At 60.8% G+C, this 17,351-nt stretch carries 17 protein-coding genes; 7 read left to right on the top strand and 10 right to left on the bottom strand.

Annotated features, from left to right (window positions below):
* Window position 1 precedes the first annotated feature (1 nt).
* The 8 genes from M1D51_RS10025 to M1D51_RS09990 all read right to left on the bottom strand — a co-directional run bounded on the left by M1D51_RS10025 (window position 2) and on the right by M1D51_RS09990 (window position 8,921).
* The gene (locus tag M1D51_RS10025) at window positions 2-1,015 is read right to left on the bottom strand and encodes a Gfo/Idh/MocA family protein (RefSeq protein WP_458109360.1); all 1,014 of its coding nucleotides are present in this window, start codon (window positions 1,013-1,015) and stop codon (window positions 2-4) included.
* A gap of 49 nt (window positions 1,016-1,064) precedes the next feature.
* The gene (locus tag M1D51_RS10020) at window positions 1,065-1,982 is read right to left on the bottom strand and encodes a sugar phosphate isomerase/epimerase family protein (protein ID WP_458109359.1); all 918 of its coding nucleotides are present in this window, start codon (window positions 1,980-1,982) and stop codon (window positions 1,065-1,067) included.
* Between the two features lie 36 nt (window positions 1,983-2,018).
* Window positions 2,019-3,530: a CoA-acylating methylmalonate-semialdehyde dehydrogenase gene (locus tag M1D51_RS10015; protein ID WP_458109358.1), complete on the bottom strand. Its 1,512-nt coding sequence runs from the start codon at window positions 3,528-3,530 to the stop codon at window positions 2,019-2,021.
* A 39-nt stretch (window positions 3,531-3,569) separates the two neighbouring features.
* Entirely contained in the window at window positions 3,570-5,516 is a 1,947-nt protein-coding gene (gene iolD / locus M1D51_RS10010; protein ID WP_458109357.1) for a 3D-(3,5/4)-trihydroxycyclohexane-1,2-dione acylhydrolase (decyclizing), read from the bottom strand.
* Window positions 5,517-5,522: 6 nt separating this feature from the next.
* Entirely contained in the window at window positions 5,523-6,485 is a 963-nt protein-coding gene (locus tag M1D51_RS10005; protein WP_458109356.1) for a Cgl0159 family (beta/alpha)8-fold protein, read from the bottom strand.
* Window positions 6,482-7,498 carry a 5-dehydro-2-deoxygluconokinase gene (iolC, locus tag M1D51_RS10000; RefSeq protein ID WP_458109355.1) on the bottom strand — a complete coding sequence of 339 codons (1,017 nt, stop codon included), beginning with the start codon at window positions 7,496-7,498 and terminating at the stop codon, window positions 6,482-6,484. The genes M1D51_RS10005 and iolC overlap by 4 nt, the downstream gene beginning before the upstream one ends.
* A 222-nt stretch (window positions 7,499-7,720) precedes the next feature.
* Window positions 7,721-8,125, bottom strand: a complete 405-nt coding sequence (locus tag M1D51_RS09995; protein ID WP_458109354.1) for a tautomerase family protein — start codon at window positions 8,123-8,125, stop codon at window positions 7,721-7,723.
* Between the two features lie 76 nt (window positions 8,126-8,201).
* A complete protein-coding gene (locus tag M1D51_RS09990) occupies window positions 8,202-8,921 on the bottom strand; it encodes an RNA polymerase sigma factor (RefSeq protein WP_172326471.1) in 720 nt (239 codons plus the stop codon).
* Between the two features lie 230 nt (window positions 8,922-9,151).
* On the opposite strand from M1D51_RS09990, the gene M1D51_RS09985 reads away from it, so the two are divergent.
* A complete protein-coding gene (locus tag M1D51_RS09985; RefSeq protein ID WP_458109353.1) occupies window positions 9,152-10,135 on the top strand; it encodes an Lrp/AsnC family transcriptional regulator in 984 nt (327 codons plus the stop codon).
* A 60-nt stretch (window positions 10,136-10,195) separates the two neighbouring features.
* Here M1D51_RS09985 and M1D51_RS09980 read toward each other — a convergent pair whose 3' ends face one another.
* Entirely contained in the window at window positions 10,196-10,636 is a 441-nt protein-coding gene (locus M1D51_RS09980; protein ID WP_458109352.1) for a VOC family protein, read from the bottom strand.
* 320 nt (window positions 10,637-10,956) lie between these two features.
* Here M1D51_RS09980 and M1D51_RS09975 point away from each other — a divergent pair, with 320 nt between their 5' ends.
* Window positions 10,957-11,346 (top strand): DUF3054 domain-containing protein, encoded by a 390-nt coding sequence (locus tag M1D51_RS09975; RefSeq protein ID WP_458109351.1) that lies wholly within the window; start codon window positions 10,957-10,959, stop codon window positions 11,344-11,346.
* Between the two features lie 71 nt (window positions 11,347-11,417).
* Window positions 11,418-11,696 carry an Lrp/AsnC family transcriptional regulator gene (locus M1D51_RS09970; protein ID WP_207593620.1) on the top strand — a complete coding sequence of 93 codons (279 nt, stop codon included), beginning with the start codon at window positions 11,418-11,420 and terminating at the stop codon, window positions 11,694-11,696.
* A 30-nt stretch (window positions 11,697-11,726) separates the two neighbouring features.
* On the opposite strand, the gene trpD is transcribed toward M1D51_RS09970, so the two are convergent.
* Complete coding sequence (gene trpD, locus M1D51_RS09965) at window positions 11,727-12,791, bottom strand: anthranilate phosphoribosyltransferase (protein ID WP_458109350.1); 1,065 nt, start codon at window positions 12,789-12,791, stop codon at window positions 11,727-11,729.
* A 148-nt stretch (window positions 12,792-12,939) separates the two neighbouring features.
* Here trpD and ctaE point away from each other — a divergent pair, with 148 nt between their 5' ends.
* The 4 genes from ctaE (at window position 12,940) to qcrB (ending at window position 17,274) form a co-directional block, all read left to right on the top strand.
* Complete coding sequence (ctaE, locus tag M1D51_RS09960) at window positions 12,940-13,578, top strand: aa3-type cytochrome oxidase subunit III (RefSeq protein WP_309138323.1); 639 nt, start codon at window positions 12,940-12,942, stop codon at window positions 13,576-13,578.
* Between the two features lie 88 nt (window positions 13,579-13,666).
* Window positions 13,667-14,455, top strand: coding sequence for a cytochrome bc1 complex diheme cytochrome c subunit (gene qcrC / locus M1D51_RS09955; RefSeq protein WP_172322266.1), 789 nt, complete (start codon window positions 13,667-13,669; stop codon window positions 14,453-14,455).
* 97 nt (window positions 14,456-14,552) lie between these two features.
* The gene (qcrA, locus tag M1D51_RS09950; protein WP_026540751.1) at window positions 14,553-15,623 is read left to right on the top strand and encodes a cytochrome bc1 complex Rieske iron-sulfur subunit; all 1,071 of its coding nucleotides are present in this window, start codon (window positions 14,553-14,555) and stop codon (window positions 15,621-15,623) included.
* Window positions 15,601-17,274 (top strand): cytochrome bc1 complex cytochrome b subunit, encoded by a 1,674-nt coding sequence (qcrB, locus tag M1D51_RS09945; RefSeq protein ID WP_172322267.1) that lies wholly within the window; start codon window positions 15,601-15,603, stop codon window positions 17,272-17,274. Before qcrA ends, qcrB begins: the two co-directional genes overlap by 23 nt.
* Window positions 17,275-17,351 lie beyond the last annotated feature (77 nt).

Raw genomic sequence — 17,351 nt, 5'->3', positions numbered from 1 at the left:
CCTACTTGTAAAGATCCGGCTTGGTGTTCAGTTGGACTTTGACCTTTTCGCCGGACTTCTGGGCCTCGACGCCGGCCTCGCAGCAGGCAGCTGTGGCGTACCCGTCCCAGGCGGTAGGGCCGCCGATCTCCCCACGCAGGGCGGCGTCAACCCATGACTGCACCTCGACGTCGTACGCGGCTCCAAAGCGGTCCTCGAAACCCGGGGTGACATTTCCGCCCCATTTGCCCGCGGTCTGGACATAGGGGCCGTTGTCCCCGCCGATGCTGACGATGCCGTCCTCGAACGAGGCTTGCGTAGCTACCTGATAGCCGAATTTGGCGTTGACATAGATTTCGACGTCGGCCAGCACGCCGGATTCCGTTTCGAGCAGCACGTGCTGGGGATCGTGCTGGCCGCTGGGTGCATTTCGGGTCGGCTTGCCAAGCCTGACCTGCACGGAGGTGATTTCCTCGCCGGTGAAGTACCGGATCGCATCGAACTCATGGACTACGGAGTCGTTGATCAGCATCTCGTTGGTAAAGCCCGCGGGCGTGCTCGGATTGCGATGCTGGTGATGCAACATCAGCAACTCCCCCAACTCGCCGTTGCGAATGATCGAACCCAACGCCGAGTACTCGGAGTCGAAGCGGCGCATGAAGCCCACCTGAATGCGCTGGCGACCCAACGCCAGCTCAGCCTGGACAACCTTCCACGCGCTTTCGGCGTCCGGGGTGAGCGGCTTCTCGCAGAGGATCGGGAAGTCCTTTTCCAAGGCCTTGTACAGGATTTCCTCATGCAGGAAGCCGGGGGTTGCAATAAGGACTGCGTTCACGTCCCCATTGTTGAGCGCCTCGTCAGCGCTGGTCAGGGCCACAGCGCCGTCGATTCCTTCAACGGCCGCTTGTGCCCGGGCAAGGTCGACGTCGACGACGGCGGCTACTTCAGCGCCGTGGATGCGGGTCCTGAGGCGCTTGATGTGGTCCGCACCCATGCGGCCTGCACCGATGACGGCAACGCGGAGAGTCTTGGTCACTGTATTCGTCCTTCGTGAAATTCTTCTGGGTGGCTCTTGCTGGACAGTGTTACTGGACCCGTGTGCGGGATCCGCAGGACAGCAGGTAATTACGGGTTCGCTTGGCGATCGGCATCGGCACGTCGAATGCTACCGGGTACATGTCCTGTTCAACGATGCCGAAGATGGGTCGGTTGAGGGCTTCGACAGCTTCGATGACGGCGCGAAGGTCCGGCAGCCCGTTCGGCGGCTCGGTCATGACGCCGGCCAGGTTGGCAGCTGCCCAGGTCATGTTCTTTTCATTTACCTCGGCCAGGACCTCAGGATTGATCTGCTTCAAATGCAGGTATCCAATGCGGTCGGGATAGTTCTTGATCAGTTCCAGGCTGGACGCGCCGCAGTATTCCGCGTGCCCCGTGTCCAGGCAGAGGTTCAAGTACCGCGGGTCCGTGGCAGCGAGCAGGGTTTCAATATCCTGCTGGGCTCCCACATGGGAGTCGGCGTGGGAGTGGAACTGCTGGTGCAATCCAAAGTCTTCAAGCAGCACCTTGCCCATACGGTTGTGGCCGGCGAACAGGTCTGCCCATTGCTCCTCGGAAAGTTCACCGTTCTCCACGGCCTCGCCGGTGACATCGTCGCGCCACATGGCCGGGATGACCACGATGTGTTCGCCACCCATGGCTGCAGTCAGTTCGGCAACCTTCCTGGCGGGCTCCCATGCTTCGTCATATTGCTTCGCACCGCGGTGGAACGCGGTGAAGACCGTTCCCGCGGTGACTTTGAGGTCGCGCTGCTTCAGTTCCTCAGCCAGCCGGGTGGGGTCATTGGGCAAGTAGCCATACGGCCCCAGTTCAATCCACTTGTAGCCGGACTCTGCTACTTCATCCAGAAATCGCTCCCATGGAGTCTGCTGGGGATCATCTGCGAACCAGACGCCCCAGGAATCGGGTGCTGTACCGATGATCAGCTTGTTCTCGACATCAGTCATGACGGCGTTGTCTTCCTTTGCGGCGGTGGGACGGATTTAGTTGGAGGGGAAGTTGTAGGAGGCGCCGGAGGCGTGGGTGGGTTCAGGCCAGCGCGAGGTGATGACTTTTCCGCGGGTGTAGAAGGACACGCCCTCGGGACCGTAGATGTGCTTGTCCCCGAAGAGGGAGTTCTTCCAGCCTCCGAAGGAGTGGTACGCCACCGGGACGGGCAGAGGTACGTTGATGCCCACCATCCCCACAGTCACCGAACGCTGGAACTTCCGGGCGTTCGCACCCGAAGAGGTGAAGATCGCGGTGCCGTTGCCGTAGGGGTTGGAGTTGATCAATGCGATGCCCTCTTCGAGGTCAGCGACGCGGACTACTACCAGGACCGGTCCGAAGATTTCCTCGGTGTAGGCGGTCATTTCGGTCTTCACGTGGTCGATCACGGTGGGGCCGACCCAGAAGCCATCTTCGTGGCCGGGGACCACGAGGTCGCGGCCGTCAACGACCATGGCGGCACCGGCGGTTTCGGCTTCGGTGACGATCTTGACGATCCGTTCCTTGGAGGCCGGGGTAATGACCGGACCCATTTCGGCGTCGGGTTCGGTACCGTTCTTGACCTTCACGGCCAAGGCGCGTTCTTCGACCTTCTTCACGATCAGGTCCGCGGCGTCACCAACAGCGACGGCGACGGAGATGGCCATGCAGCGCTCTCCCGCGGAGCCGAAAGCGGCAGCAGCGAGGTGGTCGGCTGCATTGTCCAGGTCAGCGTCGGGCATCACGATTGCGTGGTTCTTCGCACCGCCCAGAGCCTGGACACGCTTGCCGTGCTTGGTTGCGGTCTCATGGACGTACTGGGCGATCGGGGTGGAACCAACAAAGGAGATGCCGTCCACGTCCGGGTGTGTCAGCAATCCGTCTACGGTTTCCTTGCCGCCATGAAGGACCTGGAACACGCCGTCGGGCAGCCCTGCCTGCTTCCACAGCTTGGCCAGCAGCATCGAGGCGGAGGGGTCGCGCTCGGAGGGCTTGAGGATGAACGCGTTACCGGTGGCGATTGCCATCGGTGCCATCCACAGCGGGACCATCACCGGGAAGTTGAACGGGGTGATACCGGCAACCACGCCCAGGGGCTCGCGGAAGGAGAAGACATCGATCCCGGTGGAGACCTGGTCCGAGTAATCGCCCTTGAGAAGCTGCGGGATGCCGCAGGCGAACTCGATCACTTCAAGGCCGCGGCCGATCTCTCCCTTGGCGTCGGACAGGACTTTGCCGTGCTCGGCGGTGATCAGCTCTGCCAGTTCCTCCACGTGGGCGGCCACGAGCTCGCGGAACTTGAACAACACCGCGGTGCGCTTGGCCAGGGAAATATCGCCCCAGGACTCGGCGGCCTTCTTCGCCGCAGCGACGGTGGTGTTCAGGTCTGCCTCATTGGCCAGGCGCAGTTCAGCGGAAACCTGACCGGTGGCTGGGTTGTAAACGGGCTGGGTGCGGTCACCCTCGCCGGTGGTTTCAGCTCCGTTGATGAAGTGGTGAATGGTGGTAAGTGTGGTCGTCGTCGACATGTGCGGACTTCCTTTTGTCTGTGGCTGTAAAAACCGGGGTTAGCCGAGCAGTTTGCGCTGGCGGTTCTTATGGTCGGTGTATGTCTTGTAGGCCTGCTGTGTGGATTCAAGCTCAGAGACGGCCGAGACGGGGACGTCCCACCAGGACTCGGAGCTCGGGGCGTCCAGCAGAGGGTCGGATTCGACGTGGATCACGATCGGCCCGGTTTCGGGAGCAGCTTTGGCTTCCTTGATGGCAGCGCCAAGGGCTTCGATGACGTGCTCTCCCGGTTCGATCCGAATGACCCTCGCACCCAGTGATTCGGCGTTGGTGGCGAGGTCGATGGGAAGGTTCTCACCGGCGTCGAAGCTGTGCTGTTCCTTGTCCAGGACCCGGTACTGCGTGCCGAAACGCTGCGAGCCGAGGGATTCGGAGAGCGAACCGATGGAGGCATAGCCGTGGTTTTGGATGAGGATGACAATCAACTTGATACGTTCCGCGACGGCGGTGACCAGTTCCGTGTGCATCATCAGATAGGAGCCATCCCCTACCATGACCACCACATCCCGCTCCGGGCCACCGGCAGCGGCTTCGGCCAGAGCTGCGCGCTTCACACCCAATCCACCAGGAATCTCATAACCCATGCAGGAGTAGGCGTACTCCACGTGGTAGCCGAACGGGTCGCGGACTCGCCACATCTTGTGCAGGTCACCCGGCAAGGACCCTGCGGCGCAGATGACGACGTCCTGGTCATCCATGGCCTTGTTGGCGGCACCTATGATCTCATTTTGCGCCGGCAAAGGTGTGTAGCGGGTTTCGAAGGCCTCATCCACGATGGCATTCCACCGCTTCTTCTCTCCCGCCACCTTCTGTTCAAGATCGGCAGCAACGCGGTAACCCCCCAGGGCCCGGTTAAGCTTCACCAGGGCCTTGCGCGCGTCTGCGACGATCGGCAGCACAGTGCCGTGCTTATAGGCGTCGATAGGGGCGACGTTGATGTTCACGAACTTCACATCCGGGTTCTGGAACGCCGTACGGGAAGCAGTGGTGAAGTCCTCGTAGCGCGTGCCGATCCCGATGACGAGGTCTGCCTCGGCAGCGATCGCGTTGGCCGCCGTCGTACCCGTTGAACCGACCGCGCCAAGGGAGAACGCGTGGTCCCACGGCAGGACGCCGACACCTGCCTGTGTATTCCCCACTGGAATGCCGGTCAGTTCGGCGAACTTGGCGAGTTCCTCATTGGCGTAGGCATACAGGACGCCACCGCCTGCGATGATCAATGGGCGCTTCGCGGCGCGGATGGCCTCGGCAGCGCGGCGAATGTCCTGGTCCTCCGCCTCCGGCCGGCGGATCCGCCACTCCCGCTCCGCCAGGAATTCCTCCGGGACGTCAAAAGCCTCTGCCTGAACATCCTGCGGCAGCGAGATGGTCACCGCACCGGTCTCCGCCGGGTCGGTCAGGACTCGCAATCCGTGGTGGAAGGCGGAGAAGAGTTGCTCCGGGCGGGAGACCCTATCGAAGAACTTGGACAACGGACGGAAGGCATCGTTGACCGTAATGTCGTAGGCGTACGGGAGCTCCAGCTGCTGCAGCACAGGGTCAGCGGCCCGAGTGGCGAAAGTGTCACTGGGCAACAGGAGCACCGGCAGCCGATTGGTGGTTGCCAAAGCTGCCCCCGTCAGCAGGTTCGACGATCCCGGACCAATGGAGGTGCTGATGGCGAACGTCTGGCGTCGACGTGTGTGCCGGGCATAGCCAACTGCCTGGTGCACCTGGGCTTGTTCGTTGCGGCCCTGGTAGTAAGGCATGATCGAAGGGTCAGCAGCTTGGTACTGCTTCAACGCCTGGCCCACGCCGGCCACATTGCCGTGACCAAAAATGCCGAAGGTGCCCGGAATGAGCCGGTCACGATACTCCACGCCATCGATGGAATCCACGGTGTACTGCCGGGAGAGGTACTCGACCACGGCTTGCGCCACGGTCATACGTCGGGTTGCTTTACCCATGGTTGGCTACTCCGATACTTTCACTGGAATACGGTCTGTCAGGGTGCGCTCATCAGAAACCCCCGCTGCCGGGCCTGTGGTGTTGAGCAGCGAGGCTGCCATGGATACAGCACCGGCTACGTCGCCGTCGGCCGGATAGAGAAGTGTCCGCCCGACGGTCAGGCCCTGAACGCCGGGCAGTGCGAGGGCAGCCTGCCAACTGGCGAAAATTTCATCCTGGGTACCCGCAGGGTCTCCACCCAACAAGACGGTGGGCAACGTAGTGGACGCCATGACACGTTCCATCTCATCCACCACTGGCAGCTTCATCCAGGTATACGCGCTGGTCGAACCTAGACCTTCGGCAATGCCGACCGACTTGATGACAGCGTCTGCACGGAGGTCGTTGCGGACCTTGCCATGCGAATCACGTACCGAAAGGAACGGCTCCACCATCGCTATGAGTTTGCGCTCAGCCAACGAGTCAATGGCTTTCGCCGTGGCTTCGAGGGTGGCCACGGTGTCCGGGTCGCCCAGACAGATGCGCGTCAGCATTTTGCCGCCATCGGCGCCCAACGCTTCCAAGGCGGCTGCCGTGTGCCCTGTAAAACGGTCATCGAACTCATTGACAAGGCCAGCGAGACCTCCGCGATTCATGGAACCGAAGACGAGCTTGCCATCCAGGGCACCAAGCAGCAGGAGGTCATCCATGATGTCAGGAGAGGCCAGGATCCCATCCACCGCGGGGTTGGCCAGAGCGATCTGGAGCCGATCCAGCAGGTCACGGCGATCAGCCATAGCCATCGGCTGGGAGCCAACTGAGAGCGCACCGCGGGCCGGGTGGTCCGCGGCAACGATGAAATTCTGCTTCCCGTGCTTCAGGCCGGGGTGCTTGCGCCTGGTTGCAGCCGCGCGGGCCACAGCTTCAGGATCCTCCAACCGGACACGGCTGAGGTGTTCATAGCGGCGAGGGTCATCATTGAGGCTCATCGCACCGCTCCTTCCGCAGGAATGGACGCGGTAAGAGCTGTACCGGGCACAGGCCGGCCACGTTCGGCCAGCAGCGAAGTGACCTCTTCCGGCGTCGGCATGGCATCGGCGCAGGAAAGGCGCGATGCGACAATTGCACCAGAGGCGTTGGCGTAATCAAGGACCTCCGATAGCGGCCAGCCGGACAACAATCCATGGCAGAACGCGCCACCGAACGAGTCGCCCGCACCTAGTCCGTTGACGGTTTCCACAGGGACTGGAGCGGAAACCACTCGTTCCGTGCGGGTCTTGGCCATAACACCCTCAGGTCCGAGTTTCACAACAGCGATGTCGACGCCGGCATCCAGGAGGCGGTCGGCCTGCTCGTCAGGTGTTCCCTCCCCCACTGCAACAGCGCATTCCTTATCGTTGCCGATCGCAACGGTGACATGAGGGAGAATTCTGGCAACTTGTGCCCGGGCTTCCTCTTCAGAGGCCCAAAACATGGGACGGTAGTCGAGGTCGAGGATGGTGAACTGTCCGTCCTTTAGCCCGGTGCGCGGGCGGGCCTCGTGAGCCGCAATGTGCGCACTGCGGCTGGGCTCCTGACATAGCCCGGTGACAGTGGACCAAAAGATCCCCGCTTCCCGGATGGCTGCAAGGTCCAGTTCTGAAGAGGTGATCTGCAGGTCCGGGGCAGTAGGGAAACGGCCATAGAAATATAGGGGGAAGTCTTCCGGCGGCTTGATCGCGCAGAAGGTCACGGCTGTGGGGTACTCCTTGACCGGAGAGACAAAGGAGTCGTCAACGTTGAACTTATGCAGTTCCCGGTGAAGGTAATGACCGAATGCGTCATCTCCTGTACGGGTGATGATCCCGGTGCGGCGACCATGACGTGCAGCCGCTACGGCCACATTGGAGGGAGAGCCTCCGAGGTATTTACCGAAGGACGTCACATCCTCCAGGTCCACCCCAATATCGTTCGGGTAAATATCAACGCTGATGCGCCCGATCGTAAGCAGTTCGTGGGTCACGATGATCGTTGACCTTTCTCTTGTGAACTCTGAACCTTTGAGCGCTGGGCCCCAATGCCTGCCACCCCTGAGTGAGCGGGGCCACATCACTACTGTGCACCAGAATTTATGTCCTGTCAAAGGTTTGTAATGACATATTTACAACGAGACCTAAGTCGGCTGCAAGCCGCGCAGCGCACTCCTCAGGCCGGCACAGCAGCGCTCCCGAATCCTCGGAAGCGGCTAACCTGCAGGAACCGCCAACTCGCCAGTGACGTACTGCGCGCGACCAAAGCCAAAGGACCAATCACTGGCAGTATTTTCGACATAGCCAAGGAAGATATCCTCACCAGCAACGCCAACCTCGCCCAGTCGGGCGGCAATGGCAGCGAAGAGGGACTTTTTGGCGTCGCCGCTGCGCCCCTTTTGGGTGAATATCTGAATCATGACCACGTTGGATGAGCGCTCGAAACCCAGCCCCGCATCCAGGGCGTAGATCCGGCCAGGAGCGTGCTCGGTGACAATATGGAAGTAGTCGCGCTCCGGGATGCGGTACTCCTCAAGGATGGCGCGGTGGATGCTGCGGCTGATCGCATCGAGCTCTTCCGAACTTTTGCCAGCATTGACGTCAATTCGAACCAGTGGCATTTTCACCCCTAAATAGTTTGTCCTTACATACTAACAAACTTTGAGTTGGGAGCAACCAGGTGGCGGAAACTCCGAGTCAGGTCACCGTGGTGGCATCGCCCGTGGGCCGCTCACTCATGGCTTCATCAATCTCTTTGAGGTAGGCCAGAACATCAGCGCAACGGGGGCATTCAGTGAGATGGTGGGCAACGCGCAGCCTTGCTGCCTTGCGCACCGCATTCCGCACGTACTTCCCGAAGTGGCGGGAGAAATCGATGCAGGGGTCATTCGGCGCCTGCGAGACGTGCTCCTGGAGATATGCCTGACGCAGGCCCTCCCTGGCCCTGATGAGCAGGGACGAAACCCCGTTGGGGCTCAACTCCATGACACGTCCCGTGGCTGCCGGCTTAAGTCCCTCAACTTCGATACACCACAGCACGGCCTGCCACCGCACGGGGAGTGAACGGAAGGCACGCATCAGAATTGTTGCCTCAAAAGCCTTGATGGTGGAGTTTTCGTCCAGTACCAGGACATCCATCACACTGCCGTAACCCAAGGTGGCAGTCCGCCTGCTGCGGATATTTCGGCGATGGGCCATGCGCCTGACCGTAGTAGTCAGATATGCCTGGAAAGACTCCCTTGGGCCCTTGCCGGCCAGCAATGCTTCCAAGACCGAGGCAAAGGCCTCCGCCACCACGTCCTCCGCGTCACTGGAGTTGTCGGTTTCTGCTCGCGCTACGTAGCCGGCCACCGCAAGGTGACTTCTGTACAGCTCGCTGAAAGCCGCAAGGTCCCCCTGACGAACCAGGTCAACCAACCGAAAATCGTCCGGGTCTCCATGGTGGCGTGGTTTCACTGTCGCCCGGCTTGCCCGCCCGGTCCGCCCGGCGGGCGCCCCAACCCCCGAAGCAGGGGGTTGAACTGCCGGCGTTGCGGATTGATGCGACATTTCTGCCTTTCGGAATGGGGTGTTGAGCGCACCCAAACTAGGCAGGCAGTGATTGAATACGGACAGAATGCACGTTTCTAGCAAGAATTAGGGAGTCAATGCAGGATTATGAACTCGACGAGCGCGATCTTCGCTTGTTGCACGCACTGCAGATCCGTCCGCGTGCCCCCTGGGCGGCGCTGGCTCCTATCGTCGGCGCCGATGCGGTCACACTTTCGCGACGGTGGGCTGCACTGAAGGAAGCTGGACTGGCGTGGGTCACGTCCTACCCTGGAAACGGGACTAAATACTCCGGCGCCATAGTCGAGATCGACTGCGCGCCGGCCAGTATCCTTCGGGCCACCGAAGAACTCGCCAGCGACCCACAAGTTATGACCATCCACCAGACCGCCGGGGGAAGGGACCTGCTCCTTACCTTGCTGTGCTCTTCAGAGGCCGAGTTGAGCTACTTCCTGCTGGAACGGCTTTGCACCGTTGAGGGCATCCGCAGTACCCGCACGCACAGGGCCATCAAGCTTCTGTCGGACGCAAAGCAGTGGCGGCTTCGGTCACTCCACAGCACGGAATCACGGCTGTTGGAACGTAACCTGCCCGAGCCCACATCGACGAGCCGGGGAATAACTGCTGAGCATGAGAAGGGCCTGGCGTTACTTCTCAAGCTCGATGGCCGAACCTCCGTTGCAGACATATCCAACGCGCTTGAGATCAGTCCTGCAAAGGCGAGGAACGCCCTGGCCACGGTTATCGCAGAAGATCGCCTGACCTTGCGACTGGAAGTCGCCCGTTCTTACACACCGTGGCCGGTGAACGTGTGGTACTTCATGCGGGTCCCCGCCACAAAGGTTGAAGTAGTTGCCCGGAGGTTGTCCACCCTGGAAGAAGTGCGCATGGTGGCGACCACAGGCGGCATGTATTCCATCGTCATGACGGTATGGCTGCGCCGCGTCGAAGACATGACCATATTGGAACGGCAGTTAGGCGAACGGTTGCCCTTTGCCGAAATCATGGATCGGTCCATCGTCCTGCGGACACCTAAACACATGGGCCACAGGCTTGACACCAGCGGCAAGCGGACCGCTTAAGCTGAACTGCAAATGACCCGCCGCGGGCGCGGCTACAGGAGACTTTTGCCCCACCGGACCCTATGCAGTCTGCTGCTGCCCCTGCTGGGCGCCGGCAATGTTGACCAGCCAGCAGATACCGAATTTGTCGATACACATCCCGAACGTATCGCCCCAAGGCGCCGTCTCAAGGGGAACGGTGACAGTGCCGCCGTCGACCAGTTTGTCCCAGTAGCCCCGGAGCTCGGCTTCGTCAGCCGCTTCGCCGCTCAACGACACTGAGATGTTGTCCCCTGGATTGAAAGGCATGCCATTGGGTGTGTCGGCAGCCATGAGGGTCAAGCCGCCCGGAGTTTCCAGCATGGCATGCATGACCTTGCCGGCCTCTGCTGCATCCTCACTGGCCTGGTAGTCGCCGAAGGTGCTGATATTCAGTTCGCCACCGAAAACGGATTCATAGAAGGTGATGGCTTCCCGGGCATTGTCCCGGAATGAGATGTACGGGTTGAGACGGGTTGTCATGGCTCAGCCTCCTGTTGGGGCAGTGTTGATTACGTCACAATGCGGCCATGCTAACAGCCCCGGGCGGCACCTGTCCCCCACGTCTTCATCCCCCGTCGTACGCTTTTGAAGGGCATTGATGTCCAGCTTCCGCATCCGCATCATAGCCTCCATGGCGCGCCGGGAGCCTTCGGGATCCGCACCTCCCAAGAGGGCCGGCAATGCCGTCCGGCCGGGGCATGATGTTTTCGATGGAGGAGTTGTCAAAGACCACACACAACGCATTGGACCAGCAGCCCTTGACTTCGCGCGCGGGTCGCGGCCCGGATAATGTCAGAGACATGCCTTCACCATCCAGGCAATGGATTCCCTCAGCCATTGCAGACGTCCTGTTGATTCTTGTCTTCGCTGCCATTGGCAGGGACGCCCACGCCCGCGGCGACATCATTTCCGGCGCATTCATCACGGCATGGCCCTTCCTGACCGGAGCAGCCCTTGCGTGGATGGCTATTCGCGCTTGGCGCGCGCCTTTGGCTGTTTGGCCGACGGGCGTCCTCGTCTGGATCAGCGCGGTCCTGGTGGGGATGCTGCTACGGGCTGCCACAGGGCAGACCGTGGTGTTGCCCTTTGTACTGGTTGCGTCGATCAGCCTTGGGGTTTTCCTGCTCGGCTACCGGGTCGTAGCGCGCTTGTGGATACGGGCGACCCAAAGGCGGCAACGCCCCGTTTGAACGGAGCCTGTCAGTTACAGATGCACTAGGCTGAAGCAGTCCGCAATGATGCTTTTCCGGAAAGGCCCCACGTGATCACCGCTTTCGTCCTGATCAAGACAGATGCTTCACGCATCCCGGAGACCGCCGAGCAGATCTCCGCCATCCAAGGCATCAGTGAGGTCTACTCTGTCACCGGTGAATGGGACCTCATTGCGGTTGCCAGGGTGACCAAGCATGAAGAACTGGCGGACGTCATCGCAGACAAACTCTCCAAAGTGGATTCGGTGGTTCACACCACCACCCACATTGCCTTCAGGGCGTACTCGCAGCATGACCTCGACGCGGCCTTTGCGCTTGGCTTCGAGTAGGCTGCCCGCCTGCTGAGGCTGCCCGCCTGTCTAGGCTTCGCTGCGGCTGAGTTCCGTCCATTTAGCGAGGACTTCCGCAGCTTTCCCGGAGTCAACGGACTCGGCTGCCCGGGCGAATGCCGCGCGCATCCGATCAGTCAGACTTCCCTCAGCATGCAGGTCGAAGGAAACCAGGCCCGCGGCCGCATTGAGGAGCACGGCGTCCCTCACAGGGCCCGTCTTTCCGTCAAGGATGTCGCGGACGACTCCGGCATTGGCAGCGGCGTCCCCTCCACGGAGATCCGCCACGGTTGAAGGCCCAATACCAAGTTCGGCCGGATCGAAAACTTGCTCGGCGACTTCGCCATTCCTGATTTCCCATACAGTGGACGGGCCCGTGGGGGTGAGCTCATCGAGTCCGTCATCACCACGAAACACCAATCCACGGCTCCCCCGGTGCGCCAACACGCCGGCCACCAGCGGGGCCATCCGGACATTGGCAACACCAACAGCCGATGCCTGGACGTGAGCCGGATTAGTCAGCGGACCAAGGAAGTTGAAGGCTGTGGGAACTGCCAATTCCCGGCGCGGCACAGCCGTGTGACGGAAGGAAGGGTGGAAAACCTGTGCGAAGCAGAATGTGATTCCTGCCTCTTCAGCGTTCCGGGCCACCTCGTTGATCGAAAGGTCCAGCCGAACACCCAAGGCCTCCAGCACGTCCGCTGACCCCGAAGTGGAAGAAGCTGCCCTGTTTCCGTGCTTGACCACTTTGGCCCCGGCGCCTGCAGCAACCAATGCGGCCATCGTGGAAATGTTCACGGTATTGAGACGGTCGCCACCAGTTCCGACGATGTCCAGCTTCTCGCCCGAAATACTGATGGGGTTGGCGTGCTGGACCATGGCCTTGACCAGGCCTGCCAGCTCCTCCACCGTTTCACCCTTGGACCGGAGGGCAACAAGGAAGCCTGCAATCTGCGCCGGAGTCGCTTCCCCGGACATGATCGTATTCATGGCCCACTCTGTATTGCCCACTGCAAGGTCGTCGCCGTTGATCAGTGCTGAGATGAGCCCTGGCCAGGTATTGCTGGCTGCAGGTGCCGATGCCGGAGAAGTCACCCACTGATGCTATCGACCCTGCCACGCCGATGACCAATGTGAACGCAGCCGGGAACTTTTCCGCGCGATTTCGCGTCTTTGTAGAAAAAGTCTCCCGAATCGGTGGTTTGCATTGGGAACTCTGGACTTTTACAGACATAATGTCCTTGTGACATCTGCGACCCATGCCCCCAGTACCCCGGCGCACCCGACGCTGAACCGCCCCAACCTGGTTTCTGTTGGAACCGTTGTTTGGCTGTCCAGTGAGTTGATGTTCTTCGCCGGCCTTTTTGCCATGTACTTCACCCTGCGCTCCACATCTGGACTGATGTGGGCCGAAGAGACGGCCAAGCTCAACTTCCCGTTTGCGCTCGTCAACACGATCGTCCTTGTGGCAAGTTCATTCACTTGCCAGATGGGCGTTTTTGCCGCCGAGCGGCTCGAACCGCGCCGTACCGGCCGCCCGCTCCAATTCACACGGTGGGGCATGTCCGAATGGTTTGTCCTGACCTTCGTCATGGGCGCCTTCTTCGTTGCCGGACAGACCACGGAATACGCCATGCTCGTCTCCGAGCATGTCTCCCTGTCCTCCAACGCCTACGGCTCCGCCTTCTACATGACAACGGGCTTCCACGGCCTCCACGTCATTGGCGGCCTGATCGCCTTCCTGTTCATCATTGGCCGCGCTTTCGCAGCCAAGAAGTTCGGGCACTTTGAAGCGACGTCGGCGATCGTCACCTCGTACTACTGGCACTTTGTCGACGTTGTGTGGATCGGCCTGTTCTTGGTCATCTACGTCCTCAAGTAAGCCCGGCTTTGACTCTTTTTCTACAAGAGGCAGAATTTCAAGAAGCGGCTCGCGGAGCCGACGCAGGATCGAATAAAGGAACCACCACGTGAAGGCACTATCGCAGAAGCGACGTCACCCACTGGCAGCCATTGCGCTGCTGTTGATGGGCCTCCTCCTCACTGGTGGGCTCTACGCCGTTGCCACAACCGTCAACCAGGCCAAGGCCGACACCACAAGCTTCAGCGCTAGTGACGTAGAAGAAGGCGGCAAGCTCTTTGCCGCCAACTGCGCCACCTGCCACGGCATGGGTGCCTCCGGAACCCAGGACGGCCCCTCGCTGGTCGGCGTGGGCGCTGCAGCCGTTGACTTCCAGGTTGGCACCGGTCGTATGCCCATGCAGATGAGCGGACCGCAGGCCCAGCAGAAGCCCGCCCAGTTCAACGCAGAGCAGACCAAGCAGCTCTCCGCCTACGTTGCCTCCCTCGGTGCAGGCCCGGCCATCCCCGAGGAACACCTCCTCGACGGCAAGGGAGATGCCGCCAACGGTGGCGAACTCTTCCGCGTCAACTGCGCCATGTGCCACAACGCAGCCGCTGCCGGTGGCGCCCTGACACGCGGCAAGTTTGCTCCTGCACTGGCCGGCGTCAGCGCAGAGCACATTTACGAAGCCATGGTGACCGGACCGCAGAACATGCCTGTCTTCAGTGATTCCAATGTCACTCCTGAAGACAAGCGCGACATCATCACCTTCCTGAAGACCATCGAAGCCAACGGTTCACCCGGTGGCGCGGACCTGGGCTCCCTTGGCCCGGTCTCTGAAGGCCTCTTCGTCTGGGTTGCCGGTTTGGGTGTCATCATCGCGTTCACCATCTGGTTGACGTCCCGCACGTCCTGATCCGGACGCAACAAAAACTTCTGCTGCATTGTCAGCAGTTTGAAACTGAAAATAACTCGGCTCCGGCCGAGACAACGAGAGAAGGATGAGGCGAATTATGGGCAACCATAGTGACGGCAGTCCGAACCACTCGGGCACCGTAGCTACGGCTGGTCAGAATGAGGTGGAGAAGTTCCAGGATCCTGGTCTTCCTCCGCATCGTTTGCGCCTGGCTGACACGGACCCGGTAGCCGCAAAGCGAGCCGAACGTCAGGTAGCCATTCTGTTTGGCACCTCCGTCATTGGCACGCTGGTCTTCCTGGTGGCGTACTTCGCCATCGATCTGGGCGACGACACCACCATTGCGACCATCCGTACCCAGAACCTCCTTCTGGGACTCGGTACGGCCTTTGCAATGCTTGGCATCGGCACCGGCATCGTGCACTGGGCCAAGGCCCTCATGCCCGATCACGAAGTGTCTGAAGAGCGCCACGCCATCCGTACCGAAGAGGATCGCCAGGCTGCTGTCCGGATCGTCGACGACATCGTCGAGGAGACCGGCATCAAGCGCCGCCCGCTGATTCGCAACACCCTCCTTGGTGCAGTTGCACTTGCTCCGCTGCCTGCTCTCGCCATCTTCGGCGACTTGGGCCCGCGTCCCGACGATGCTCTGGCACACACCATGTGGGCTCCTGAGGGCGGAAAGCTGAAGCGCCTGACGCGTGACCCTGATGGCACCCCCATCAAGGCCTCGGACGTCACCATCGGCTCCGCTTTCCACGTCATCCCCGAAGGACTCAACGAGCTCCATGAGGGCAAGCTGAACGAGAAGGCAAAGGCCGTCGTCCTGCTGATGCGCCTGGATCCGAACTCACTGAACCCCTCCGAGGGCCGCGAAAACTGGAGCTACAACGGAATCGTTGCTTACTCCAAGATCTGCACGCACGTTGGTTGCCCTGTTGCTCTTTACGAGCAGCAGACACACCACCTTCTGTGCCCCTGCCACCAGTCCACGTTTGATCTCACGCAGGAATGCAAGGTCATCTTTGGACCGGCAAGCCGTCCGCTCCCCCAGCTGCCTATCGCAGTTGACGCAGAGGGCTACCTCGTCGCGACCAGCGACTTCAGAGAACCTGTAGGACCGAGTTACTGGGAGCGTGACGAGCATGAGCGCCTCATCAACAGCTGAAGCCCCCTTCGTTCCGAAGACCAAGGTTGGTAGTTTCACCAACTTCGTGGACGAGCGTGTGGGTGGCTCAGGCATCCTGCGTGAGTTCGGCCGGAAGGTCTTCCCCGACCACTGGTCGTTCATGTTCGGAGAGGTGGCGCTGTACTCCTTCGTCATCTTGCTGATGTCGGGTACCTTCCTGACGTTCTTCTTCGATCCGTCCATGGCGGAAACCCATTACCAGGGTTCGTACACACCGCTGTACAACGTCGAAATGTCCGTGGCATACAGCTCGTCGCTGAACATCTCCTTCGACGTTCGTGGCGGCCTGTTCATGCGCCAGGTACACCACTGGGCAGCCCTGCTGTTCGTGGCGTCCCTGGGTGTTCACATGCTTCGTGTGTTCTTCACGGGTGCCTTCCGTAAGCCGCGTGAAATGAACTGGGTAGTTGGCGGCGTGCTGCTCATCCTGGCGATGGCAGCCGGATTCACCGGTTACTCACTCCCCGATGACCTGCTCTCCGGCAACGGCCTCCGCATCATCGACGGCGTCATCAAGTCCATCCCGGTCATCGGAACGTACATCTCGTTCTTCCTCTTCGGTGGGGAATTCCCGGGTACGGCCATCATCGGCCGCCTCTATGTGCTGCACATCCTCCTGGTGCCCGCGCTCATCCTGCTGATGATCGTGATCCACCTCTTCATGGTGGTCGTGCACAAGCACACCCAGTACCCCGGCCCGGGACGCAATGACGGCAACGTCGTCGGTTACCCCCTTGGCCCGGTCTACGCAGCCAAAGCCGGCGGATTCTTCTTCATCGTCTTCGGCGTCCTGGCACTGATGGCTGCAGCGTTTACGATCAACCCGATCTGGAACTACGGCCCTTACGACCCCTCACCTGTGTCCGCTGGTACCCAGCCTGACTGGTACATCGGATTCGTCGATGGCGCCTTGCGCCTCATGCCGGGTGTCATCAACGACTTCCACTTCGAGTGGGTCATCTTCGGACGCGTACTGACCTTGAACGTTCTTCTGCCGGCGCTTGTGCCTGCAGGCATCATCTTCACGGTCCTGTTCATGTACCCGTGGATCGAACGCTGGATCACCAAGGACAACCGCGAGCACCACGTTCTTGACCGTCCTCGCAACGTGCCCACCCGCACGGCGATCGGTGTTGCAGGATTCACCTGGTACTGCGTGATGTGGGCAGCCGCAGGTTCCGACCTCATCGCAACCCACTTCCACGTGTCGTTGAATGATGTGACCTACTGGCTGAGGACTCTGTTCTTTATTGGCCCGGTCATCGCATTCATCGTGACCAAGCGCATTGCCCTCGCACTCCAGCGCAAGGACCGCGAGATTGCCTTGCACGGCCGGGAAACCGGACGTATTGTCCGCCTCCCCCACGGTGAGTTCATCGAGGTCCACGCTCCGTTGGATGAGTACAAGCGCTACAAGCTCGTTGGATTCGAGTCACCGGCTCCACTGCCGGCGGAGCCGAACGAGCACGGCGTTGTCACCGGCAAGGAAAAGCGCCGCGCGGCACTCTCCAAGTGGTTCTTCGAGGACCGTGTTGCTCCGGCAACACCGGCCGAGCTTGAAGCCGCCCACGCACATGGCCACCATGAGGCTATTGAAGCAGGCGAAGACCAGAAGAGCCTGAGCCACTAACGCTTGGAAGTCTCATACAGGAAGGGCCCGGTCCATTGGACCGGGCCCTTCCTTTGTGTCCATGTGCATCAATGTCC

The organism is Arthrobacter sp. R3-55 (genome assembly GCF_054161505.1).
This window is presented reverse-complemented; position numbering and strand designations above follow the sequence as displayed.

Excerpts from the sequence above, each read along its gene's own strand:
- M1D51_RS10020 (WP_458109359.1), bottom strand. The coding sequence starts at position 1,982 with ATGACTGATGTCGAGAACAAGCTGATCATCGGTACAGCACCCGATTCC.
- M1D51_RS10015 (WP_458109358.1), bottom strand. The coding sequence starts at position 3,530 with ATGTCGACGACGACCACACTTACCACCATTCACCACTTCATCAACGGA.
- iolD (WP_458109357.1), bottom strand. The coding sequence starts at position 5,516 with ATGGGTAAAGCAACCCGACGTATGACCGTGGCGCAAGCCGTGGTCGAG.
- M1D51_RS10005 (WP_458109356.1), bottom strand. The coding sequence starts at position 6,485 with ATGAGCCTCAATGATGACCCTCGCCGCTATGAACACCTCAGCCGTGTC.
- M1D51_RS09995 (WP_458109354.1), bottom strand. The coding sequence starts at position 8,125 with ATGCCACTGGTTCGAATTGACGTCAATGCTGGCAAAAGTTCGGAAGAG.
- M1D51_RS09985 (WP_458109353.1), top strand. The coding sequence starts at position 9,152 with ATGCAGGATTATGAACTCGACGAGCGCGATCTTCGCTTGTTGCACGCA.
- M1D51_RS09980 (WP_458109352.1), bottom strand. The coding sequence starts at position 10,636 with ATGACAACCCGTCTCAACCCGTACATCTCATTCCGGGACAATGCCCGG.
- M1D51_RS09975 (WP_458109351.1), top strand. The coding sequence starts at position 10,957 with ATGCCTTCACCATCCAGGCAATGGATTCCCTCAGCCATTGCAGACGTC.
- qcrA (WP_026540751.1), top strand. The coding sequence starts at position 14,553 with ATGGGCAACCATAGTGACGGCAGTCCGAACCACTCGGGCACCGTAGCT.
- qcrB (WP_172322267.1), top strand. The coding sequence starts at position 15,601 with ATGAGCGCCTCATCAACAGCTGAAGCCCCCTTCGTTCCGAAGACCAAG.